The organism is Paenibacillus pinihumi DSM 23905 = JCM 16419 (assembly GCF_000422505.1).
GTDB classification, from domain to species: domain Bacteria; phylum Bacillota; class Bacilli; order Paenibacillales; family Paenibacillaceae; genus Paenibacillus_D; species Paenibacillus_D pinihumi.
Map to the genome: position 1 here is coordinate 283,201 of NZ_KE383865.1, position 22,284 is coordinate 305,484.

A 22,284-nucleotide genomic window follows, 5' to 3' on the forward strand; every position below is an offset into this window, starting at 1 on the left:
ATGGCCCAAATACAGCATGTGATTAAAGCTGAGATAGACCTTATCAACCCCGTACAGGAGATATGCGAGATTATACAAGCTGTGGCGGCAGCTAAGCCACAGCATGAAGAAGCAATCTTGGCCAAGATCCACGAGGCTGTCGAACGGCGCTTGCAGCAACTGAAAGGAGATGAGAGCATTGGCAAACCGATACGGAAACCTAACACCGTCAAATCCAATCAGTGAAGACTTCCAAGAGATTAACATAGGCTTTGACCGTGTACAGGCTGAGATGGATGCTGTTAAGTCTGACACTGGCGGCAACAAGCAAGCCTTGGATGCCCATGTGGCAGCGACAACAGTTCACCAGTCCACATCTGCCGCTACAGCCAACCGGATCATGCAGCGGGACGGCAGCGGGCGGGCGAAGGTAGCGGCGCCAGCTGCAGCGGACGACATCGCCCGGAAGCAAGAGGTCGATACAGTCCAGACAAACCTTAATAACCATGCAGGCAGCGGAGGCGCGGCTCATGCCCTAGCTACAACGACGACAGCAGGATTTCAGAGCGGGCCAGACAAGGCCAAGTCTGACGGAGCTACAGCAGCGGCAACGCCTAATACGCTGGTTCAGCGGGACAGTGGCAGCCGGTTTAAAGCTGGGGCTCCTGTGGCTGCTGACGATGTAGCACGCAAGCAAGAGGTTGACGCGGTGCAGTCTGGCCTGACCGGACATATCGGGTCTGGCGGGGCTGCTCATGCTGCTGCAACTGCATCCCAAGCGGGGTTTATGACAGGCCCGGATAAGACCAAGCTTGACGGGATGACAGCTGGCGCAGAGCCGAACCAAAACGCCTTTGCCAAGGTCAACGACATCAATGCCACAGCCAAGAGTGACACAGTGACCATCATAGGCGGGGTCGGGATTGCAGTCACCACCAACCCAGCCACAAAAGAGCTTACCCTGACCGCCACCGGGACCAGTACCCCGGGCAAGCACGGCAGCAGCCACACCGAAAACGGATCTGATCCTATCCCGGGAGCTACAGCAACTGAGGGCGGGTTGATGACCAAAGCCCATGTCGGCCGGCTGGATGCATTGGAGGCAGGCGCTAAAGAATCCGCCACACTCCAAGTGCAGCTCAACCGGGGTGTCAACAAGATAGAGACGGACCAACCCAGCTTACTTGATGGGGTGGTATACGGACGGACGTTGGTAAACTGGGAGCCGGACGGGAACTTTGAAAAAGACAGCAATAACGATGGTGTTGCGGATGGCTGGATATCCACGTTTGGGAGTGGAGGACCAGGAATACCGTCCAGGACAACAGGGAAATTTGGTGATTGGGCACAAAAGCTGATTTTTTCCACATCGTCTAACCCGCGAATATATAAATATCTTAATCTTGAAACAAACAAAAGGTATTTAGTTACAGCATGGATCAAAGCCAAAGGAAACTCAACTCGTTTCAGGGTAGGTAATGGTGCAGGAACAACCGACACCGCATTTGCTAACATTACAGTCTCCGCAGCAGAGGATTTTGTGTTTTATAGTGCTTTACTGCCTGCGAACACACCCAAGATTAACATTACCTTTATGATGCAGGATGCAGGATCAGCAGCGACTGACGAGTTCACCGTTGATGGCGTTTCTGTTATTGATATCAACTCGTCAGAAGTGTCTGAAATTCCGCTGCTTAGTAAGAACGAGTTGGAAATGAGGTACGGAAACTATATCGACGGCATGCAATCCATCCAGGGCGCTTTGATCGAGCATCCGGGGCGTAACCTTATTGATGTTATGGCGAATATGTCCCCGCCTACTACTGGTGATATTTTAACCTATACAGATCGCCATAGTTTTGACTTTACTCCATCTGTGAACAACCGCACCTTGTATATTACAGTCTCGGTTGCACCAAACGAAGTATACGCACTTTCTTGTGATATGAGCGCTAACGGAGAGTTTGCGCTTTATTCAGACGACCCATCGCCAATCGCATTACTCAATTACAGACGCACTCCAGGCGCAGCAACAGTGGGCAACCGTTCCCGTATTAGGGTTTACTTCAGAGGCAACATTGCGGGTACAAAGGTGTCATTTGCTAATCCGATGCTTGTCATGGGCGGAATGGATAAGCTGCCGCCATCATTTGTGCCGCGCGAGGATCAGCGGATTGTGATCGACGAGGTTCTGCGGAGCTTGCCGAACGGTATACGGGATCAAGCTGATATTCTACGCCGATTGGTCACGCGGTTTGTCGGGGAATTTCTACTGGACGGATCGTTCGCATGGCAGCACAACTCCAGCAAAACGACATACAACGAAGTCTATTTTGCCGCTCCGGCAGCAGTAAAAGAGCAGATTTGCGCCCGGCATGACGGACTGGTGATTCCTAATGTCTACCCAACAACCGGACCTGATCAATGCTTCATTGGGGCTTCTAATCTTGTCACCTTGACTATATCTAAGACAGATGCCGGTTGGACAGGGCCGAATCCTAACCCTAACGCAATTAAGGCATGCATGAACGGCTGGAAAGCGACAGGAAACAACGGATCGGTTTATAACGGGTGGGTATCGAGGGTAGACGGCACAACCCTCCCGGGTACCAATACGGAAGCCTTCGTTTCAGCAAATAAGGCTCCGGGCTGGACGTCATATGCAACGATGCAATACCAGCTCGCCAAACCTATTACGGAGTCAGCCCGGATCGAAGGAGCGATCAGCCTGTTCCCCGGCGTAAATGCCTTGGAAATGTCGGAGGGGGCAATTGTCCGCGAGGAGGTAACGCCGCTCCCTGCGACCTTGACAGGTGCAAATTATTACGTCATCAACTATACCGGCGGGGTCGTTAATGCTCGTAATCCGTTGTCTCAACGGCTGGATCGGTTTTTAGCTATCTACAAAGGTGCCGAACTGATTGGGGGATGGGAGTACCCAACTGATGTTGGATGGGGCAAGGCGTATGCCCGTATCCCTGCTGCTGGCTTTGACCCTAACGCCAAATACTTCGTCACCTATATAGCCCTTGACCGCTATGCCTATTCCGCGGCGGTGCAGGCTGCTACGGCTTTTTACGCCGGGAATCTAGGGTCGGCTGTCTCGGCTAATACGCAGCAGATAGCGCGGGCAACAACCCGTATTGACGTACAGGATTCCCGGCAGACCGAGGATGGCGCCCATATCGATAACCTGCGCAAAGACTTGGGCCAGCCTCAAGCGTTGCAGACAAACGATAAGACTTCTGTTGTTGCCGCCATCAATGAGGTGCGCAGCAGCGGCGTCACCACGGCGCAGGGGCTGGCTACAGTTGCCGCGCTCAGTGATGTTCGCAATGGATACGGCACGACAGCCGGGACCGGCACGGCTTACACCGTCACGTTGAGTCCGGCGCCTGCGCTGGTCGAGGGACTGCGGGTTACCATAAAGCTGCATGCTGCCAATACCGGAGCTGCCACGCTCAACGTCAATGGTACCGGCGCAAAATCAATTCTGAAAAGTAACGGAAGCACTCTATCTGCTGGTAACCTCAAGCTTAATTCGGTGTACACGCTCGTTTATTCCGGAACGGCTTTTACGTTACAGGGTGAAGGGGGTGAGTATGGAGACGCGGTTGCAGCGGATGTGCTTGCAGGTAAGACCATTGGCACGGAGGCGGGACTTGTAACCGGATCAATGCCAAATCGCGGCGCAGGCGGGACGGTAACGCCCGGGACAACAGCGCAGACCAAAGCAGCGGGTTATTACAGCAGCACGATAACGATAGCAGGTGACGCGAATTTGATTCCCGGTAACATCCTGACCGGCAAGTCCATTTTCGGCGTGTCTGGATCGGTCAAACGTGCTGCTGAGGGGACCACTACATTAAGCGGTACATTTGACACCCGAAACATTACGGTAACCGGCTTGGACTTTACGCCGCGAGTGATAAATATAGTCTGGCAAGATATTTTCGGGACGTACTACACATCCCGCAATGTGAGCCGATCGTCGCTTAGCTATCTAATTAGGGTGCGTAGTGATGCTGGTCCATCTGTTTACGAGTCGCGAATAACGTGGACAATTGCTGAAGGATCATTTACTTTTGCGATATCGACAAATGTATCAGAAATAGGTTTATCAGTGTATTGGTACGCATCCGAATAGGAGGTATGTATGGAGATTGGACGCAAGATTTATTATGACAAGGCATCCGGTGAGGTCATTGTAGACACAGGCCAGCGGGCTGGCAGCGTTGTGCCTACGACGGTTGAGCAGGACTATGCTGCATACAGGTCATTGGTGGTCCGCTTGCCGGATACGGTGGGCCTGCTGCAGCTGCAATATGGAGATTTCGAACAGGACTTTGCTAATTGTGTTGGGTACCGAGTGGACCCGGATACAGAGCAGGTCCTGTTTTTGATGAGAGATAAATAAAAGAGTTAACGATATCTTTGCAAATGATGGGCAGCAACGAAGTGTTGAGGTATTAAGAGATTTCGTTTGGGGAGAGGTGAGGATCATGCAAGACACACAGACAGAGGTGCTACAGCGAATTACCCGGGTTGAGACACTTGTAGCAAGTATGGATACGAAGATAGACCGGGCTATCAATGCCAATGAGACGGCTGTAGCTGCTCTGGAATCTTCCAAGTCGGCGCATAAGAGACTGGACAAGATCGAGGACAATCAGAAGTGGTTATGGCGAACAATCGGCGGGGCTGTATTACTGGCTATTGTCGGGTTTATTCTTTCTGGTGGATTAAAACCATAGGGGGAGATAGAAATGAAATTTGTAATTGATGCCGGTCACGGACCGGACACTCCAGGTAAGCGCACGCCGGACGGCAGCATGCGGGAATATCAATTCAATAGCGCCGTTGCGAGGTATGCTGCGGAGCTGCTGACAGCCTACGAGGGAGTCCAGACACTGTTCACGCATGCGGCGGACGGCAGCCGGGACGTACCGTTAAAGGAGCGGACGGACCGGGCCAACGTCTGGGGAGCCACCGCTCTGGTTTCCATTCATGCTAACGCCAGCGGGGACGGGTGGAGCGCCGCAGAGGGACTTGAGACGTTTGTATACACTAATCCTTCCGCTGCATCCCCCCGGCTTGCCGAGGCCGTACAAAAGGCGCTGGTCGCCGCTACTGGCCTGCGGGACCGCGGGGTGAAGAGGGCTAACTTCCATATGGTCCGGGAATGCAAAATGCCTTCCGTGCTGGTTGAATGCGGCTTTATGTCAAATCGCAGGGAAGCTGAGTTGTTGAAGACGGAAGGGTATCGGCGCCGCTGCGCTGAAGCAATCGTTTCCGGGCTGGTCGCGGTGTATGGATTGAAGAAAAAACAAACACAAGGGGAGAAACCAACAGTGGAAAAGAAAACAGATTTTAAAGATGTGCCAGCAGGTCATTGGGGAGAGAATTCGATTGCTGCCGCGGTCAAAGCGGGAGTAATTACCGGGATATCCCCGGATACGTTTGGACTGGGCGAGCCGGTTACACGGGAGCAGTTGTGTGTGATCCTGGATCGTGCAGGCTTGCTGCTGAAGGAGGGCAAATAATCATGAACGAACTTATACAGCCATACGTGCAGAGCGTCCTTCTTGGCGTTCTATCGCTGTTGACCGCTATTGTTACCGGGGCGCTGTTCGAAGCCCGGAAAAGGGTGCTGCTGTGGCTTGACACACGTACCAGCAACGAACAAAGGGAGCTTCTCCACAAACTTGCGGGAGAAGCTTTTTCTTTTGCCGAGACCGTCTACAAGGAAGCGGGCGGACCGGCGAAGCTGGAACAAGCCTACCAATACCTCAGCAAACGTCTGCAGGAGCGTGGGATCGAGCTGGAGCATGAAGACATCCGGTCGGCGATTGAAAAGGCAGTGCTTGAGTATAAAACACTCAAAGCCCCTATTATGTGATAGAAAAGAATGTCCCTTTTGTGTCCCATGAATGTCCCATTGATGTCCCTATTTACCGAAAAATATGTGCTAAGATTGATATCGAGGAGAAAAAAAGGTCTACCCTAATAGGGTAGACCTTTTTTTGTTTATCAATTTTATTTGTAATTCGTGGTTAGTCGAAAAAAAGATTTTATGGTTTTTTTTTCGGTTAAAAAATACATATCAGTTAACAATAAATTTCAAGGAGTGAGAAAAATGAAAAAAGTATTTTATGCGAATTGGAGCATGTACTCGAATAATACAAACGTTAACTTTCCTCAGTGGATGTATGATCCAGCAAGTCTGCGTCTGTATCAAATGGTAAAACTGAACCCTCCATGGGGATCTGACTTGGGACAGGGACTTGATTTAAAAATTGAATGTGAGCAACGCCGTTCTGATTCTCGATAAGTTTTGTTGATGTTGTTACTGTTAATGTGAGAATACAAGCGTGGTGAACAGACAGTACTGCCTCCTGGAGTTCTTGATCACCCTCAAGAAATTCAATTTTCAATCCTAAACCTGCAGCTCTGTCTCCAGATATGTGTCTTGCATGTGCCTTATTAAGAGCATGGTCTCCTAACTCAGAAACGATGTAATCAGCTTTGTTATGGGCATTTTCGTCGCCATCAAACATCCCGCTAACAAGCCATTGATGCACAATCTCAGTAGACCATGCAATTGCTTTTTCACACTCCCCTATTAACGTAGGGTGATACTTAGCAATAATAGGTTGCCACAGCGGAATCGTTGCAGGATTTAAAGTTATTTCCCGTGTTGCTCTTTGAAACTCTTCTATGATTCCGTGAGTGGGCAAACCATTGTACTGAGGGTCTATTGGTCCTAGATTGGAGTGCTTCCCCATGACAATTGATTTGCAAGAGCAAGCAATCATCGTTCCGGCAGACATCGCTATTTGTGGAACGATTGCTCGTATATCAGTTCCGAAAATGGATCGTAGATATTCCACTAACGATTCTGTAGCTGCTATATCGCCACCTGGAGTATGAATGAGTAAATCAAGACCTTTGCTTCTATCCAGTCCATGAATCGTCGTCATAAACCCGTTTTTATCACTATCATTGAGAGAAAACCCTTGATACCCATTCAGTTCACTCTTTTGAAGCCATCCCGAGTAGTAGGCTATCGTGTTTCTACCAGTCAATTTACTGAGATTAGCTAGATACTTTCTTCGAACAACATCATACATACTTCCAGCTTGATGAACCTCGTTTAATAATGTGTTCCAACTAGGCATTTTTATCCTCTGCATTCAAATTTTTTAGTAGTGTATTAGAGCCAATTTTCATTTTTAATTCCCAAGACTTATTGTTAATGTTGTAATTAGAGTCAAACCGATACTTTTCCCTTTCCTTCTCACTACCCAAACCTAACAGTGTAAAAATCTCTTCAATTCTTTGAGATTTGTCCATTAGAATTCCTCCTCCAGTTTTACCAGTACAACTACATTTTACTAATTAATTTTAATTTTACAATATTTTCTGGAGATTGTTCATAAGTTGTTCTCATGATGTTCGTGAGAAACCGAATGAAAAATGATCCAAATTTACTATAGCAATTTGGATGAAGAAAAAATCTCTTGAATTCCAAACTTCCAAAACAAATAGAAGCACAGCAACACGACTCCGCTCATAATTACTTTGAATAGTCCACCGCGCACCCTGAATACTCCCCTAATAACAATCGCTGCCCCTAATAAAGGCAGGAGCAAATAATACAGCAGAGAATCAAATAACAACCATCCTGCGGCTTGCAGTGAATCCGTAACCCCCGATAAATCTAAATCCAATGAACATCCCTCCCAAGTAACATATTTCGGCAAATAAGAAGGACTATCCTCCTATAATGTAGAATAATGTCATAAAAGGGAGGGGCTTTGATGTTAGAGAAAATCGGAAATTTGCTTGGGGGACTAGGCATATTTTTGTTCTTAATGGCTGGGTTGATTGCTGTCACCCTATTAGGGATTTATTATGTACCACAAATCCTTGAGTGGATGAATGAGCAGTCGTGGGGATATCCGATAAACTATAGGATTGTGCAGTAATGTTCAAAACCGGATTTATTCTTTCCACGGATGAACACATAGCCGCCGCCATACACAACCAAACTCCAGTGACGGTCTGGATGGAAGGAAAGATCGTAGACTATGGGGGAGTGATAGAGCGGCAGACTGAGCGCTCTGTCCGGATTAATGGGGAGTGGCATCCTAAACCTTTTGTTGATGGTGACCAGGTTATGCCTGGTTGTGAATTCAGAGTGAAATGACAATGTCTTTGTAAAATCTGAACGCTGAATATTTTCAAACCGAATGGGGACATTACATTAGGTGAAAAAATATAACGCAGGAGGGTTACTGATGGAAAATTATCAATTAGCAAAAGATGTTGCGATGCTCCTTCAACGTGTGGATACTTTGGAGAAGAGGTTACAGGATGTCGAAGACTTTGGATTACAAAAGTTTTTCATACATGATGAATCACTTTCCTTTGTTAACCTTGGAACTGAGGTAGGGAATGGAATTACTGTAGAAAAATTAGAGTATTATAAAGGCAACAATTGGTGGATTGATGGTATGGAGCACGTCTCTAGTAATATAAAACTTTATTCAAATGGTTCATATGATACTGTAACTGTACTTAAGGATCATTCGGAACATCGAAAGTACGGTAATGCTATAACATTTGCTTTAAAATTCAAAGACACTGGAAATATATTAGGTAATATTTCCAATTTTCAAGGTAATTTTAGCCCTGGTGAGCAAAAACCTTATAGTACATCTGGTCACAGCGACCTGATAAAGAATAATTTTGATTTATTGAAACGCGGGGATTTACTTTTAAATATTCACTGGGAATGTTGGAAGAGAAACTAATAAACTAAATTTTATCAACAAAATCAAAAAAGCATCCAGTACTGGATGCTTTTTTGATACCCTGCTTAATCCCCCCATGAAATAAGCCTCCAGCCCTTCCATTGAATCGCATTCCTTTTGCGTTTACCCTGCATGGAATATTTGATCTTGCTCAATCCATCCCAGGCTTGATTAACTGTACCGTCCAGCAGATCCGAATGTTCCCGCAGCCAGTTTTTCAAGTTGCGGCATTTGTATATCTTGCCATCAGGGGCTTGTATAACCCATTCCTTCGCGTTTACGTGGGTTTCGAATCTGCCGGTAAGCGGGTTATCAGGTAGCGCCTTGTGCGCCTTTTCTAAGCCTTTATCGGATTTCCCTTCGGCAGCAAGACGTCTACGGTTTTCGGTTGAACATGACCGGCTACAGGTGATTCTATCGCTGCTTGGCGGGGAAGGGAAGGGACTGTCGCAAATCACACATTCTTTTGTGTTGCTCTTAAGCTTGCTGTAGCACTCCATTGAGCAGGCGTATTTGTTGCGGCCTAATGGATTATCGCATATAGGACACTGTTTCATACAATTGCTTCTACCCAGGCGCCGCGAATGCGAATCTCGCCGTCATCCATTTGGTAATCCGTATTAATGCTTCGCCCAGCAACGATTACTATTGCGCAGCCGCTATCCCCGTAAGCACTTGCCTGTTTAACAGCGGCCTCGATATTCGAAGCCAATTCTTCTGGTGTGTCAGCATCCATATTTACACTGATGCAGCATACCCCGCCCGCTGTCTCTCCTGTAGTGTGAAAGGTAGAGCAGTCTTCTTCCAGATCCCACTCGTAGGATTCGCGGAGAGAATCACCAATTTCATAAGATTCGTCGCTTCTTAGCCCGCGCACTCCGAGAACATAACGCTCAGTCAGTGCTTCCTTTGCAATCTCCAGATACTTCATCTCATCCGCTCCTTTATGCGTTGTCTACTAAACTAATATAAAAATACTAAATATGAACAATTTTGTATACTTAGCGCTTCCGTTTCTTGGAGACAATGGTACACTTGCCAGCATCGCTGTCATCGTATAATTGAAACATCGTCTCCGTGTCAAACATGATCATAGGGACGATTACTTTGCCGTATACAGCGTAATCGAGGTTGCGCAAACCCTTCATGGCTTTCACCTCAATCATATGTTATTATGAAGGAGGGAGCGGCTAACTCCCTCCAGAATTACTATTTGTGTTTACGTTGCTGTTGAATTGCTGTGTAGCGATCGTAAGCGCGCTGTTCGTCGTCTGAGAGCTGGTATCTCTCGATGACCTTTAAGCTTTCTTCCCGGAACACTTCTCGCGATATGCGGCCCAGTCCCCACTGTTCCCGCAGCACTCGCAAGAGGTGTTCTCTTTTTTGCATTTTCTCAAATGCTTTCAATGCTTGCTTTTCCATTTTGTGTTTCACCTCCTTTCTATACTTTAATTATACAACGAATATCGTTGAATGTCAACGAATTTAGTTGATAAATTAATTGAATTAATGTATAGTTTTATTAGGAGGTTGATCGGATGTTCAGACTTAAACTTGATACGATTATGGAGGAGCGAGGATTAAACGCAAAGCAACTTAGCGACTTGACAGGGATACGCTGGAATACAGTAAAGGACATGGAGAAAAATGAATCCCGACATTGGTCGCCTGATAATCTGAATAAAATTATGATTGCTCTGGAATTGAAGAACGTTGAAGATTTAATTGAATATGTAGATGAAGGGTGACTGACTTCTAAAAGAACCAATAAATATAAAAACCGCTGTCCAGCAAAATAGGGACGGCGGTTTTTTGGGCTATTCCAGTTTTTTAAATACCTTACTAATATACTGGCCCAACTGGACGCTAATTTGCGTCTTGGCTACTTCATGCAGCAAGTGAAAATGTTCATGGTACCCCCGGCACTTATATTCATGCCGCAGAGACGTAGGGCTGCTTTGTTCGGACTCCCAGACTTTTATTTCGCGTTCCTTCAATTTCTTTTTAAGCGCCACATGATCCTTCTGTATCATGTCCATGAGCCTGTCCGCGGCGGCAACATAAAGAGCTTTTAGTGAATTGGTAGAAAACTGTATCTGCCGCTTGTTGCGCTCCACAACGTCCATCATGAGCGGTAATACTATGTAGTCGCGTATCATTTCTAATTCTTGCCGGGTCACTCTCTTATCGGCCGACATGCGATCACCTCAAAACAATTATATGCGAATACTCGTTCGTATATCAATGGGTATTTTTTCAAAGCTAAGCTAAACACAAAAAAATAAGAAACAAGGTGTAATAGATGTAATTTACAGTGTAATTATGTAATTTACACTTTAGTACTGTAAATTACACTTTACAGGATGTAATTTACAGTTTATGATTGAATCAAATGGAACAATGTGGGAGGTAATGGAATGATTCCTGTAACGAAAGAAGAGATCTTCGAAGCTGCTGATGCTATGGCTGCCGAAGGAAAGACGCCGAGAATAGAAGGGATTAGAGAGGCATTAGGGACACGGGGGAGCTTCTCCACAATAAAAAAGTACCTAAACGAATGGAAGGAGCAGGTTGGGCAACTTGAAGAGTCGAGAGCCATCATTGTTCCACAGGCGATCACAGATCGATTGCAACAGTTCGGTACGGTCTTGTGGTCTGCGGCTGTCGAGCTTGCAGCGGAAGGCGTGCGAGTGGAGCGGGAGGAGCTTGCTAAGGCAAAGAATGATATGGAGGAAGAGCAGCGGGAGACAGTAGCGTTCGCAGATACCTTAAGCAAAGAGGCTGATCTGCTTCGTCAAAAAATATTGGAACTCGAAGGCGCTCTGGTTGCTGAAAAATCCGCCCATGACTCCACCCGCAGTATGTTGGCCATTGAAAAGGATGAAAGAGCACGTCTTTCGGTGGCATATGATTCTGCGCTTGAGCGCCTGGAGGACTTCAAGTCATCCTCTAGCCGATACGAAAATATGTACTATAAATCAGAAGAAGCGAACAAGAAGCTGCTGAAAGCGGAAGCAGAGCGTGAAGGCCGCATAGCCCGTTTAGAAGGCGAAGTAGAGAACGTTCAGGCAGAAATGAAGAACCAGGTTGCTATGCTGGTGCATGAGTTAGACAACGAGCGGGATAAGCTACATAAGGCAGAACAATCAAGTGTTGCTGATCGAGCGGCAGCTCAGGAAGCGAAAATTGAATCTGCTAAGCTGCAAGGGAAATTGGAAGCATTGCAAAAGGGAAAAGAAAAATAGTTTCCGTAAAAACGCCCCTGGCGACTCAGGGGCGTTTTTGTTGCGACAAAACCTCCTATCCCTCACCAAAGGAATCGACAAGCACCCGCGGCGAAGTAGTTGCTGAGGTGATTCAAATGATAATAAATAATTTAAAGGACATCCGGCATGAGCATAAGATGAATCAAACTGAATTTGCGGAGCATCTTGGGTTGCCACAACAACAATACAACCGATATGAAAAACAGAGGAGTCAGCCGGATCTGGAACGGGCCATATTGATTAGCGAAAAGCTTCAGCGCACAGTGAATGATATTTTTTTTGTGGAGAATACAACGGGGTAGTTAATTTTTATTAAGGGACAGGCAAGTTTCTAAACTCTGGGCATATACATAAACCATCACCAACAAAAGGAGATGGTACAGCATGGAGAAAGAAACGGTCTATTACATCCGGTATACCGCCGACAACCGTATCAAGTCCATACACGCTTCACAGGAGCCGCCTAAAAGCGAGATGGTTAACAAGTATGGGGGATGGCTAATCATGGCAGTAGGGGCCGTCCTGTGCGTCTGGTGGTGGTTTGCATGGGTGTAATGCCGTATCATGCGAGGATGGCGGAGTTGTGGACGTTGAGCAAAGCGCGGCGCTTAAGTGACCAAGAGGCCATTGAGTTGAACCATTGCATGGCTGCCAATGCTAAACTGTGTTGGGAGTATGCGCAGCTTCAGAACCTTTCCTACGCAGCCTATGCGGTCGGGGATATGGATTGGCTCCATAACATCTGTGCGCAGATCGAAGCCCTGGATGCCGGGGAAACAAAGAAAAAGCCGGGGCCAAAGGCCACCGACTAAAAGGGATTGCTTCAGTATATGCCGGTCTTCTCATTTTGATGAGGATCGGCATATATGAATTATATAAAGACGGTATGCGAATTGGTGCCTTTAATGATTTTTTTGAACATATCTATGTTTTTGTTAGCTATAAGAGCTCGCTTTGATTTTAGCCCATCCCCGAAGTAAGCGGCTCTATCACCTACATCAAGATATGTAACTTTAGGCACATTCACACCTATGTGCCTATCTACAAGATGAAATTCAAATCCACTTGCATTTAATCCATCCATTAGAAATTTTAAAGTTCCCATAGTATAAAATTTATCATCAAGTGTATGAACGATAATTCTGTTATCGATTCTATCGAACTCAACAAAAATAATATCCTGAATTTTCAAGGAGGTGAACCCCGTCTGAGCGTCGATGTCATTTGCCACGGAAAGAAACAAATTAATCACCTCGTTTTTTCAGGAGTTCTTCCGGTGTTTCTGGCTGATGAACAAACACCCAACTAGCAGTGCTCACAACCACAGTTGCCATAGATCCTAAGACAGTAGCAATAAAATAGAAGATTCTTTTCTTTAAACTTTTTTTCAAGAGCGCGTCCCCCAATATTATGAGATTTTTTCTTTGCGCATTGAATAGTACAGTAGAACTGCTAGAAAAATAATAAAAGAGATGAGTATAAATATTATCTGTTTAGTGTACATCAAATAAATTAATCCTAACAGCAAGGTGATAATAAAACAAAGGACGGCGATTTTTTCCCACTTAAATCTTAATTTATCAAATTCAAAAGTGAAACCGTACCCTTTTCTGTAAAATTTCCAAGAGACGTATAAGGCAATAGCACTAGTCAGCGTTTGAAGCAGATACCCTCGAACGGGCATTGTTTGAACGTTATCAATAGACAAGAAACCAAAGGATGTTGCAACGATTACGGATTGTAATAAGGCATACGCTAGATACCCTGTTATCCCTAAAATCATGGACCAAATGACGGGAATTCTAACAATGAAAAAAAGAAAGAAGAAGGTAAAAAACAATGCAGTGATTGGCGCCAAGAAAGATAGTTCATCCCCGCGCAGGAAATAACTTTGAACATTGACCAGAATGATTACGGGTAAAGCTCTCGTTATGTATCTACTAAAATCCATCCTGAACAAGTAGAGTATCATAGCATAAATAGCTAACCCTTCGATGGTAGAAAAAATCATAAAAAATGTAGTCTCCATTAATAACCCTCCTACTATGAAGAAAGACCTATTAATGAATATACGATTTAAATTCTATGTTGTCGATAACCAATTCCTAAATATTAACAAATTATTTATTTTAATAGTCAATTATAACAGAAAGATTTTGAAAATAATGTCGCTTAATGTCGAAGTATTGTTGAAATTCGTAACTCTGTATTTTTGTTTACAAAAATCTATCTTTATTAAATAATTAGATATGTCAAGTAAAAATCAATTGTTTGAAATAATTGTCGTTCACTATTGACAACAAAAAATTGTGGAGGGTAACACAAATAAAGGTGCGACCACCATAGGAGGAATTAACAGATGAGACAAAAACTATTGGGCATAAAAAATTTATGTGATCAGTTAAAAGGGTGTGATCTTGAAATGAGTGGAAAAAATTACTGCGGGGTGAATAAAACACATAAATGGTTTAAGAACCTATAGGTTCTTAAATTTCCCGGGGAGATGCGAGATTGAACTCGCTCGCCTCACTTCCAGTTCCAGGTGTAGAGTACGCTACTACTAGGTAATTCTAGGATGACTTCGGCAGTGTACATGGCTTCTGGGCTCATTTTCTTCTGACCCACTGACCAATGTGATACCATTCGTGGGGAGTAACCAGAGCGCCGAGCAAACTCGGCTTGCGACATACCTCTTAAATCTAGCCAATACTGGAGGTGGCAGCTCCCGCGGGAGTATGCCAATTTAAAAAATCCTTTCTATATCATTTTAGGAACGCGTGTTCCTATTTTGTGCTATAATCAATTAAACAAGTTGTCCCAAAATATACATCCAGAGGTGAGGGTCATAGACAAGCCAACACTAGATCTAGAAAAATACATTGATATGTTAAAAGCCCGCGGAATAGATACCGAGGACGTAGAACGAAAACTTCAAGTTATCTTTTCCAACGCTTTAAAGCAGCTTCCAAAAGTTCAATGACATCATTAGCTTCATCTTCACTCAGGGTATGGCCTTTGTAGCTTAACTTGAATTGATTCAATCTTTCGATAGGGATCTCCGCCAACTCCGACTCTTCATGAGAATCGGGGTTGTTTTTGTTTTCTGGAGATAAATCAAAGTTGTTAACATCTGAAACGCCAATTAAATAGTCAACAGTAGTTTGCAGAATGACAGCCAGTTTACCCGCTATTTCCGTTGTAAGTCGCCGCTCTCCTTTCTCGATATCATAATAATATTGAGGTGTGATTCCAAGTTTCTTCGCTAATGCAATCCCGCTTAATTTATGCTCTTTCCTTAAATCCTTCAATCTATAGTTAATCATTGTTTTAGCTCCTTTTTATTCAGCATTATGCTGTATAAATATTATCATTGAATGAAAAAATGTTCAACAAGCAAAATGCTGATAATTTGAGCAAATTTAAGCATAATGTTGTATTTTTGAGCATATACCTCTTTATATAAGCAAAATGCTTAAATTTGCTCGTTTACACATGTAAGCATAATGCTTATTATTGGGTCATGGAGGTGAACAACACATGAATTTCTCGGAAGCAGTCTTGATCGCAATGGAAGCAAGCAAATTGAAAAGGGCTGATTTGGCAAGGGCTACGGGCTATAGCTACCAGTACATTAGCGATTTATTGGCTGGGAAGCGAAGATGGCACGAAGTAGTAATTAACAAGGTCTGTGCTGCGCTAGGAATTGAAATTACGTTTTCTTGTCAGTCAGAAACAGAACAAGAACCAATGTCCCAATCCTAACGGTTCGAGCACTTATAAGTATTAAGGGCCATTGGTCCAAATGAGAAGGAGGTAATCCTATGAAGCTAATGACATTCGAAAATGTCCGTGGATACATCGACGATAACGGCATGGCTCAATTAAATCTTGAAGATGTATCAAGAGGGCTTGGGTTCACACAAAGAGCTGCAAGCGGGAATGAAGTTATTAGGTGGGAACGAGTTAACAAATATTTATCTGAGTTTGGAAGCATCCCCACAAGTGGGGACGGCTTTATCCCAGAAAACATTTTTTACCGCTTAGCTATGAAAGCGAAAAACGCTGTTGCTGAAGCTTTTCAGGCAAAAGTAGCTGATGAAATTCTTCCTTCCATTCGCAAGCACGGCGGCTACCTTACACCTCAAAAGGTCGAGGAAGTCCTTACTGACCCGGATACAATAATCCGGTTGGCGACTCAATTAAAGAATGAGAGGGAGACAAAGCAGCGGCTGCAGCAGCAGATTGCACTTGAACGACCGAAGGTAGTTTTCGCGGAAGCATTGGAAACATCACCTGATTCCATATTGATTGCGGATCTGGCTAAACTGCTCAAGCAAAACGGATTTAGCATCGGTGAGGTTCGGTTGTTCAAATGGATGCGGGAGCAAGGGTATCTCATCAAGAGCGGCAGCGAATACAATATGCCAACCCAACGCAGCATGGAACTTGGGATTATGGAGATTAAGGTAGGGCAGCGGGCGAGCGCTTCAGATGGTATTAAACAAACCAGGACCCCTAAAATCACCGGGAAAGGTTTAAGTTACTTTATCAATAAATTTAAAGAAGCCGCCGAGAAACTGGCGACTCCAGAGGGTCAAGCATATTTGCAAGAGCGAAAGCGTGCTGCTGAGGGGTTCGTCGGCATCTTGCGGGAAAAGTCAAAACCATTTAACCCTTCGGTTCAGCGCTAATCAAAAACCCTTGTTCTAATAGCCTTTTGATTAAGGCGACAGTAAATCGCTCGCTGTGATTTTTTAGCTCGGAACTTACAGCATGTAGTTTGTCTTCTATTGTCGGATCGGGTTTGTTAACTCCTTCTTCTCCTATGCCAGTCATTATTTCGAAGTCGTTGTATTGATAAAGTGCTTTGGTTAATTCAGCGAAATAAACATCTTCCAGTTCATTGGATAAATCAAGTGCAATTTCTTCAATCGTTTTGCTGCTCAAATAACTCCCTCCTCTATAAATTAAATGGATAGTCTAGGCAACTACCATTTTAACAGAAGAACAGGAGTTTCAAATAGTAATGAGAGGTGATTACAAATGAACATCAAACGCGGCGACATTTACTTTACAAACCTCGGCCCATATGACGGAAGCGAACAAGGCGGAGAGCGCCCAGTTCTGATCCTTCAAAACGATGTCGGGAATGAGCACTCGCCCACAGTCATCATTGCCGCTATAACAGATATTTCTAAACGTTACATGCCTACGCATGTTGGATTCACAGCAGCGGAATCGGGATTAGAAAAGGATTCGTGGGTGCTGTTGGAGCAAATCAGAACGCTGGATAAACGGAAGCTTGAGGGCAAGGTTGGGAGACTTACTCCTAAACGAATGGAACTGGTTGATAAAGCGATGATGATCAGCCTCGGACTTGTTCCGGCGCCAGCACCTAAAAGGAAGGGTGAATGTAAATGAACTTATCCAAACTCTTAAACGCAAACGGCCTTACATCCGGTCCGGTATACGCAACAGGGATTATGAAAGGCTGGGAAGTAGCTCGGATGGTCGCCGATTTTAAGGCGCAGGAAACCATCCATTCCATGACGGATCGAATCTTAAAGGAGGGTTCAGATGGGGCTGATACAGCGTCTCAAGCGAGCTTGTAAGGCTTTATTCGGACGGCAGGATACTTTATCAATGAAACCTATCGAAATCGACCTGGACCTTCTCAGGACGTTCAAAAGGCCTGCCGAAGACAATCGCTCTCTATCATACCGTAAGTCCATATCGCAGCGCCGCAGGTGGAGTTATTGGCGCGAAAATCGCTAGTCCTATTATTTTTTTGCCAAAATCACGAAAAGGAGGGGTTTCACATGGGTTTGCCGCTCGAATTCAAAGAGGAAAACATCGAAGAACACTTCAAATTAGTCCACTTCACAATTAGGAAGTACTACAAAAACACGAAGCCCGGATCGGCTAAATACGACGACATGTTCCAGCAAGGGTGTATCGGACTTTTGAAAGCCATACGGAATTATGATTCCGGTATAGCGAAGTTTTCAACCTATGCAAGTCGCCTTATCCGTTGCGAGATTTCTGATTACTTACGCAGAGATAACTTAGTCAAGTTTCCCAGGGACACAATTTTTCTTATCCGGAGAATCAAGAAGCAACAGTTGTCCGGCAGCGTCCAAGAAATCGCCGAAAAGACTCAAACCTCTCCGAATGCAGTAAGTGCTGCCCTGACCTATCTGGACACAAGTTATGTATCTATGGAAACTCCTCTATCCGTTGATGACTCACTGTCTTTTAAAGACATGGTGGGTCAGGAGGATGATTATTCATCCCTTGCAACAAAGGAATTCATCTCGACATTGTCTGACCGTGATCGGCTGGTACTTGAGTGGCGAATGCAAGGGTTGAAGCAACGCCAAATCGCAAACGAAATAGGGGTCACACAGACTCAAATGCACCGGGTGCTTCACCGGATTGGGAATCTTTATTTAAAACATTACGCTTGAAGATTGACATAAAGGAGGGTCGAAAGTGACTGGAATTACCAAAGAGTTGGTCGATGAGTGCGAGAATGACAACTGCCAATCTGAAATTGTGGAAGGTCAGGAAGTTTGGCGTAAAGGATTTGGTCTGTACTGTTCCGGGCGGTGTCTTGCTGAGAGTATGGGCGCTGTAACCATCACAATAAATTAATCGATGAGGTGAATCGAATGGATAGAAAAACTCTGGAGTACATGGAGATGCGATCACAAAGAGCAAGGGAAATCGTTGGTCAAATTGACTCTCTTCTGAAATCAATTGATGCGGCTAAGAAAACTGTTTCCGTCGCTCTTTATAACAAATTGCCTACCGGCATTTTCGTTACTGACCCGGACCATAAAGGCGAGTTGCCTAATGACTTCTATACAGAGCTTACCGCAATCATTATTAATGTCTACATTGACATGGTACTTAAGGAAATTCACCGGTTAGAGAAGGAATTCGCTGAACTTTAAGGGGTGAGGGTTTTGGAACAAGCTTACCTATACAAATGCACGGATTGCGATAGTCAGGTGTTCTCAGTTTTCACAACATGGTTTGAGCCCCTTACAGTGGTTGGCCCGGCGTTCTGCCCTTGCTGCGGCTCAGATAAGCATGTGGAGTTTGTCGGCCCGCTGGTCGGGACAATAGAAAATTTGGAGGTGTAACGATGGCAGACGCTAACAAACTGCTTGTCATCAATGAAAAACTGATCAAATTGATTGAATCTAAACAAGACGCAATGCCCAAAAGTTTCAATAAAACACGATTCATTCAGAACTGCATGGCAGTACTCCAAGACACGGATGAAATCGACAAATGTGATGCAACTAGCGTTGCAAGGACGCTGTTGAAAGGTGCGTTCCTCGGGCTGGACTTCATGAACAAAGAGTGCTACCCAATCATATACGGAGGTAAATGCACGTTCCAAACGGACTATAAAGGCGAGATTAAACTTGCTCAAAAGTATAGTGTTCGGCCAGTTTTGAACATTTACGCCGAACTGGTTCGCGAAGGGGATTTCTTCCTAAAAGAAGTTAAAGACGGGCAACGTACCATTCAACATAAGCCCCCAGAAGGGTTCAATGACGGAAAGGTAATCGGAGCATTCGCAATTGTCCTGTATAAAGACGGCGGAATGGACTGTGAATCCATGAGTGTAGCGGAAATTGAAACCACTAGAAAGAACTACTCCAAACAAGCAAACGGCCCTTCATGGACAAAGAGTCCCGGCGAAATGCAAAAAAAGACAGTGCTTCGTAGACTTTGCAAAACCATTCAACTCGACTTCGACACAATTGAAGCGAAAGAAGCCTTTGAAGATGGTGGGGACTTTGATTTTAAACAGGATCCAAAGCCGCAGCAACAGAGTCCTTTCGACAAGAACGCAACGGTGGTAGACGCCGAATACGAGGAGGTCGAAGAGGAGGATCAAAGTGAGTCGGCAACCTGAGGTGTGTGAAATAATTCTTAATCGTGACAACTACTTCTCGTTGGAAGCAAACAGGCACTATATGTCAGTTTCTCAGTTCAAAAGCTTTGTACCAGCTTATGGCGGGTGCGAGGCCCGAAGTGTAGCGGAATTAGCCGGTGATTACACAAGACCCGACAAAGGGGCATTCAATGAGGGCCACTATATTCACGCGTGGAACTCAAATGAGTTGGCTGAATTCAAAGAGAACAACCCAGACATCTACAGCAGCAGGGGCGACACGAAAGGTCAACTCAAGTCTAACTATAAGCATTTGAATAAGATGATAGAGGTATTGGAGGATGACCCACTTGTCATGCAAGTGTTGGCTGGACATAAAGAAGTCATCTTGACAGCCGAACTTTTCGGTATCCCTTGGAAGGTAATGTTGGATAGCTACCAGCCTGAAATCGGCGACACAGGAGCTTTTGCTGATCTTAAAGCCTTGAAAGATATGAAAAAGTCATATAGCGAACATCACCAAAACTATGTTCCCTTTTATCAGAAATATGGGTACGACCTCCAAATGGCTATCTACGCTGAAGTGGAACGGATAGTAAAGAAGCGTGAACACTGGATCATTCCCCACTTGGTGGTGGTAACCAAGCAAGACCCGCCGGATCACGAAATTATTATGTTTGATTATGACATGATCATGAGCGAACTCCAATTTGTGAAAAATCACATTGAAAGAGTGGTTGCTGTTAAGACGGGGAGGGAAACTCCTCTAAGATGCGGTCACAACGATTGTGATTATTGCCGCTTAACTAAGAAGGCTGTCATCAAGCATTACAAAGAATTTGATGTCTATTAGGAGGTTTCTATGATTAATCGTGTGATACTAATTGGCCGCTTAACACGCAAGCCCGAGTTGCGCTATACCAGTTCCGGATTGGCAACTACGCAATTCACACTGGCTGTAGATCGGCCGACGAGCGGCGACAAAAAAGAAGCGGACTTCATTCCGGTTGTGACTTGGCGGAAGACAGCAGAAGCCTGCGCGAACTATCTGGATAAAGGGCTGCTGGCAGCGGTAGAAGGGCGCATACAGGTTCGGAGCTATGACAACAACGAAGGGAAACGGGTCTATGTGACTGAGGTTGTGGCGGACAACGTGCGCTTTCTGGAGAGGAAGGCAGGTGAAGGAAGGTCGTCCCAGGGTAATGACCCATTTCGTAATGAAGGCAAGCCGACGGACATCGGTGATGAAGACCTTCCGTTCTAATGCCGATCGGGGATTTTAACCCGGCACCGAAGCCGCAGCACAAACGCGGTGCGAAGCTAACGCAAAAGCAAAAGGGCGATATTAGCACCAGCGTAGACGCTGAACTGAAAGCCAGGTCAAATAATAAATGTGAGCTGAGGAAGCGTTGTAAGGGCGATAAGGCGGTACAGAGAGCACATATAACTGGACGCAAGCAATTGGACCACAAGACGACCATAGATGACCTTTTCCACGTCTGCCTTGCATGTCATAAATGGTTGGACGAAACGGCCGAAGGGATAAGGTACAAACGCAAATTACGGGGCTTGCCCCCGAAAATAGGAGGCGTCAAATGAAAATCAGAATTTTGCAAGCACATGGGGCAAAGAACTACCAAATGGTAGAACCGGGGATGGAGTTTGAGGCAAGAAGGCTTGCCGGAATCACTATGACGCCCGAGTACCAGATCACTGAACAAGGAAAATATGTAGGCTTGATTGTTCCTTACCCGAAGTGCGTGGAACTCCATGAAAAGCAAGGCTACACCGATGCCGAGTACAGAGCTGTTGTAGAGAATCGGAACACCATTGCTGCCCAGCTTGATAAGGCGCTTGAGGACTTAGGAGAGGCCGGGCGGGAAATCTTTGCTCTGAGGACGGAAAGAGAATCGTTGAAGGATCAACTGGAAGTTCTGGAAGTTGAGCTTAAGAAAGTTGAGCTTCCCGAAGCAATTGCCGAAGCAATCGATTCATTCAAAACTGATGGCAAGGATGTTGACGAAATAGTCTATTGGCTGACTCGTATATCAAAAGGTACTGCGTTGAGAGATACCACGCTCCTTCTAAGGCGGTATGCAGAAACTCACGGATTAAACTTAATAAAGGCTCTTATCAACGACTACACAGTCGCAGAAGAACCTACCACCGAAGATAAGATCCGGCAGCGCGTAGAGGAAATTATGAAGGATACGGGACCTTGGGATGACCCGGCAGAAGTAGCAGCTGAAGTAACTCAGGCTGTTCGGGAGATTCTGGCGGAAGATCGGCAGCAAGAACAAAATTGAACGTT

The 22,284-nt window shown here is 45.3% G+C and carries 36 protein-coding genes; 23 read left to right on the plus strand and 13 right to left on the minus strand.

Going from position 1 to position 22,284, the window contains the following annotated elements; genetic code table 11:
• From H583_RS33770 to H583_RS33790, 6 genes are all read left to right on the plus strand, one after another.
• Nucleotides 1-225, plus strand: coding sequence for a hypothetical protein (locus H583_RS33770; protein WP_051236798.1), 225 nt, complete (start codon nt 1-3; stop codon nt 223-225).
• Nucleotides 179-4,126: a hypothetical protein gene (locus H583_RS35530; RefSeq protein ID WP_154665947.1), complete on the plus strand. Its 3,948-nt coding sequence runs from the start codon at nt 179-181 to the stop codon at nt 4,124-4,126. The genes H583_RS33770 and H583_RS35530 overlap by 47 nt, the downstream gene beginning before the upstream one ends.
• 9 nt (nt 4,127-4,135) lie before the next feature.
• The gene (locus tag H583_RS33780; RefSeq protein ID WP_051236802.1) at nt 4,136-4,396 is read left to right on the plus strand and encodes a hypothetical protein; all 261 of its coding nucleotides are present in this window, start codon (nt 4,136-4,138) and stop codon (nt 4,394-4,396) included.
• A gap of 85 nt (nt 4,397-4,481) precedes the next feature.
• A complete protein-coding gene (locus tag H583_RS0121355) occupies nt 4,482-4,733 on the plus strand; it encodes a hemolysin XhlA family protein (RefSeq protein WP_028562258.1) in 252 nt (83 codons plus the stop codon).
• Between the two features lie 12 nt (nt 4,734-4,745).
• Complete coding sequence (locus tag H583_RS33785) at nt 4,746-5,522, plus strand: N-acetylmuramoyl-L-alanine amidase (protein ID WP_161631210.1); 777 nt, start codon at nt 4,746-4,748, stop codon at nt 5,520-5,522.
• Between the two features lie 2 nt (nt 5,523-5,524).
• Entirely contained in the window at nt 5,525-5,878 is a 354-nt protein-coding gene (locus tag H583_RS33790) for a phage holin (protein ID WP_051236805.1), read from the plus strand.
• 289 nt (nt 5,879-6,167) lie between these two features.
• Here H583_RS33790 and H583_RS33795 read toward each other — a convergent pair whose 3' ends face one another.
• The 3 genes from H583_RS33795 to H583_RS0121380 form a co-directional block, all read right to left on the minus strand.
• Nucleotides 6,168-7,157: an SDH family Clp fold serine proteinase gene (locus tag H583_RS33795; protein ID WP_081667425.1), complete on the minus strand. Its 990-nt coding sequence runs from the start codon at nt 7,155-7,157 to the stop codon at nt 6,168-6,170.
• Entirely contained in the window at nt 7,150-7,332 is a 183-nt protein-coding gene (locus H583_RS0121375) for a hypothetical protein (RefSeq protein WP_028562259.1), read from the minus strand. The genes H583_RS33795 and H583_RS0121375 overlap by 8 nt, the downstream gene beginning before the upstream one ends.
• A gap of 137 nt (nt 7,333-7,469) precedes the next feature.
• The gene (locus H583_RS0121380) at nt 7,470-7,709 is read right to left on the minus strand and encodes a hypothetical protein (protein ID WP_028562260.1); all 240 of its coding nucleotides are present in this window, start codon (nt 7,707-7,709) and stop codon (nt 7,470-7,472) included.
• A 90-nt stretch (nt 7,710-7,799) separates the two neighbouring features.
• On the opposite strand from H583_RS0121380, the gene H583_RS36740 reads away from it, so the two are divergent.
• Entirely contained in the window at nt 7,800-7,967 is a 168-nt protein-coding gene (locus tag H583_RS36740) for a hypothetical protein (protein ID WP_154665948.1), read from the plus strand.
• A 312-nt stretch (nt 7,968-8,279) separates the two neighbouring features.
• Nucleotides 8,280-8,795, plus strand: a complete 516-nt coding sequence (locus tag H583_RS0121395; RefSeq protein ID WP_028562262.1) for a hypothetical protein — start codon at nt 8,280-8,282, stop codon at nt 8,793-8,795.
• Between the two features lie 553 nt (nt 8,796-9,348).
• Here H583_RS0121395 and H583_RS0121405 read toward each other — a convergent pair.
• The 3 genes from H583_RS0121405 to H583_RS0121415 form a co-directional block, all read right to left on the minus strand.
• Nucleotides 9,349-9,726 (minus strand): hypothetical protein, encoded by a 378-nt coding sequence (locus H583_RS0121405; RefSeq protein ID WP_028562264.1) that lies wholly within the window; start codon nt 9,724-9,726, stop codon nt 9,349-9,351.
• Between the two features lie 70 nt (nt 9,727-9,796).
• Nucleotides 9,797-9,943, minus strand: coding sequence for a hypothetical protein (locus H583_RS36745; RefSeq protein WP_154665949.1), 147 nt, complete (start codon nt 9,941-9,943; stop codon nt 9,797-9,799).
• A gap of 61 nt (nt 9,944-10,004) precedes the next feature.
• Nucleotides 10,005-10,217 (minus strand): hypothetical protein, encoded by a 213-nt coding sequence (locus tag H583_RS0121415; protein ID WP_028562265.1) that lies wholly within the window; start codon nt 10,215-10,217, stop codon nt 10,005-10,007.
• A 116-nt stretch (nt 10,218-10,333) separates the two neighbouring features.
• Here H583_RS0121415 and H583_RS0121420 point away from each other — a divergent pair, with 116 nt between their 5' ends.
• Entirely contained in the window at nt 10,334-10,543 is a 210-nt protein-coding gene (locus tag H583_RS0121420; RefSeq protein WP_028562266.1) for a helix-turn-helix domain-containing protein, read from the plus strand.
• A 69-nt stretch (nt 10,544-10,612) separates the two neighbouring features.
• Here H583_RS0121420 and H583_RS0121425 read toward each other — a convergent pair whose 3' ends face one another.
• Nucleotides 10,613-10,993: a YhjD family protein gene (locus tag H583_RS0121425; RefSeq protein ID WP_028562267.1), complete on the minus strand. Its 381-nt coding sequence runs from the start codon at nt 10,991-10,993 to the stop codon at nt 10,613-10,615.
• Nucleotides 10,994-11,212: 219 nt separating this feature from the next.
• Here H583_RS0121425 and H583_RS0121430 point away from each other — a divergent pair, with 219 nt between their 5' ends.
• The 4 genes from H583_RS0121430 to H583_RS0121445 all read left to right on the plus strand — a co-directional run bounded on the left by H583_RS0121430 (nt 11,213) and on the right by H583_RS0121445 (nt 12,873).
• Nucleotides 11,213-12,040 (plus strand): DNA-binding protein, encoded by an 828-nt coding sequence (locus H583_RS0121430; protein ID WP_028562268.1) that lies wholly within the window; start codon nt 11,213-11,215, stop codon nt 12,038-12,040.
• A 116-nt stretch (nt 12,041-12,156) separates the two neighbouring features.
• A complete protein-coding gene (locus H583_RS0121435) occupies nt 12,157-12,363 on the plus strand; it encodes a helix-turn-helix transcriptional regulator (protein WP_036710448.1) in 207 nt (68 codons plus the stop codon).
• Between the two features lie 82 nt (nt 12,364-12,445).
• Nucleotides 12,446-12,616 (plus strand): hypothetical protein, encoded by a 171-nt coding sequence (locus H583_RS36750; RefSeq protein ID WP_154665950.1) that lies wholly within the window; start codon nt 12,446-12,448, stop codon nt 12,614-12,616.
• Nucleotides 12,616-12,873 (plus strand): DUF7667 family protein, encoded by a 258-nt coding sequence (locus H583_RS0121445; RefSeq protein WP_051236901.1) that lies wholly within the window; start codon nt 12,616-12,618, stop codon nt 12,871-12,873. Before H583_RS36750 ends, H583_RS0121445 begins: the two co-directional genes overlap by 1 nt.
• 59 nt (nt 12,874-12,932) lie before the next feature.
• Here H583_RS0121445 and H583_RS0121450 read toward each other — a convergent pair whose 3' ends face one another.
• The 5 genes from H583_RS0121450 to H583_RS0121475 form a co-directional block, all read right to left on the minus strand.
• Nucleotides 12,933-13,253, minus strand: coding sequence for a LytTR family transcriptional regulator DNA-binding domain-containing protein (locus H583_RS0121450; RefSeq protein WP_161631211.1), 321 nt, complete (start codon nt 13,251-13,253; stop codon nt 12,933-12,935).
• Nucleotides 13,254-13,305: 52 nt separating this feature from the next.
• Nucleotides 13,306-13,452: a cyclic lactone autoinducer peptide gene (locus tag H583_RS36755; protein ID WP_154665952.1), complete on the minus strand. Its 147-nt coding sequence runs from the start codon at nt 13,450-13,452 to the stop codon at nt 13,306-13,308.
• A gap of 17 nt (nt 13,453-13,469) precedes the next feature.
• Nucleotides 13,470-14,090 (minus strand): hypothetical protein, encoded by a 621-nt coding sequence (locus H583_RS33800; RefSeq protein WP_051236807.1) that lies wholly within the window; start codon nt 14,088-14,090, stop codon nt 13,470-13,472.
• Nucleotides 14,091-14,587: 497 nt separating this feature from the next.
• Nucleotides 14,588-14,803, minus strand: coding sequence for a helix-turn-helix domain-containing protein (locus tag H583_RS37895; protein ID WP_281170135.1), 216 nt, complete (start codon nt 14,801-14,803; stop codon nt 14,588-14,590).
• Between the two features lie 194 nt (nt 14,804-14,997).
• Nucleotides 14,998-15,384 carry a helix-turn-helix domain-containing protein gene (locus H583_RS0121475; protein WP_028562273.1) on the minus strand — a complete coding sequence of 129 codons (387 nt, stop codon included), beginning with the start codon at nt 15,382-15,384 and terminating at the stop codon, nt 14,998-15,000.
• A gap of 214 nt (nt 15,385-15,598) precedes the next feature.
• Between H583_RS0121475 and H583_RS0121480 the strand changes: the two genes are divergently transcribed.
• Complete coding sequence (locus H583_RS0121480) at nt 15,599-15,823, plus strand: helix-turn-helix domain-containing protein (RefSeq protein WP_028562274.1); 225 nt, start codon at nt 15,599-15,601, stop codon at nt 15,821-15,823.
• Between the two features lie 59 nt (nt 15,824-15,882).
• Nucleotides 15,883-16,752, plus strand: coding sequence for a phage antirepressor KilAC domain-containing protein (locus tag H583_RS33805; protein ID WP_081667427.1), 870 nt, complete (start codon nt 15,883-15,885; stop codon nt 16,750-16,752).
• On the opposite strand, the gene H583_RS0121490 is transcribed toward H583_RS33805, so the two are convergent.
• The gene (locus H583_RS0121490; protein ID WP_028562275.1) at nt 16,730-17,008 is read right to left on the minus strand and encodes a hypothetical protein; all 279 of its coding nucleotides are present in this window, start codon (nt 17,006-17,008) and stop codon (nt 16,730-16,732) included. The genes H583_RS33805 and H583_RS0121490 overlap by 23 nt on opposite strands.
• Nucleotides 17,009-17,104: 96 nt before the next feature.
• On the opposite strand from H583_RS0121490, the gene H583_RS0121495 reads away from it, so the two are divergent.
• The 8 genes from H583_RS0121495 to H583_RS0121540 all read left to right on the plus strand — a co-directional run bounded on the left by H583_RS0121495 (nt 17,105) and on the right by H583_RS0121540 (nt 22,279).
• Entirely contained in the window at nt 17,105-17,482 is a 378-nt protein-coding gene (locus H583_RS0121495) for a type II toxin-antitoxin system PemK/MazF family toxin (RefSeq protein ID WP_028562276.1), read from the plus strand.
• Entirely contained in the window at nt 17,479-17,673 is a 195-nt protein-coding gene (locus H583_RS0121500; RefSeq protein ID WP_028562277.1) for a hypothetical protein, read from the plus strand. The genes H583_RS0121495 and H583_RS0121500 overlap by 4 nt, the downstream gene beginning before the upstream one ends.
• A 207-nt stretch (nt 17,674-17,880) precedes the next feature.
• Nucleotides 17,881-18,528 (plus strand): sigma-70 family RNA polymerase sigma factor, encoded by a 648-nt coding sequence (locus tag H583_RS35535; RefSeq protein ID WP_028562278.1) that lies wholly within the window; start codon nt 17,881-17,883, stop codon nt 18,526-18,528.
• Nucleotides 18,529-18,732: 204 nt separating this feature from the next.
• Entirely contained in the window at nt 18,733-19,017 is a 285-nt protein-coding gene (locus H583_RS0121515) for a hypothetical protein (protein WP_028562279.1), read from the plus strand.
• Nucleotides 19,018-19,211: 194 nt separating this feature from the next.
• The gene (locus H583_RS0121520) at nt 19,212-19,994 is read left to right on the plus strand and encodes a RecT family recombinase (protein ID WP_028562280.1); all 783 of its coding nucleotides are present in this window, start codon (nt 19,212-19,214) and stop codon (nt 19,992-19,994) included.
• Nucleotides 19,978-20,826 (plus strand): PD-(D/E)XK nuclease-like domain-containing protein, encoded by an 849-nt coding sequence (locus H583_RS0121525; protein ID WP_245585962.1) that lies wholly within the window; start codon nt 19,978-19,980, stop codon nt 20,824-20,826. Before H583_RS0121520 ends, H583_RS0121525 begins: the two co-directional genes overlap by 17 nt.
• 9 nt (nt 20,827-20,835) lie before the next feature.
• Nucleotides 20,836-21,237: a single-stranded DNA-binding protein gene (gene ssb / locus H583_RS0121530; RefSeq protein ID WP_028562282.1), complete on the plus strand. Its 402-nt coding sequence runs from the start codon at nt 20,836-20,838 to the stop codon at nt 21,235-21,237.
• A gap of 331 nt (nt 21,238-21,568) precedes the next feature.
• Entirely contained in the window at nt 21,569-22,279 is a 711-nt protein-coding gene (locus H583_RS0121540) for a hypothetical protein (RefSeq protein ID WP_028562283.1), read from the plus strand.
• The last annotated feature ends 5 nt before the right edge of the window (nt 22,280-22,284 follow it).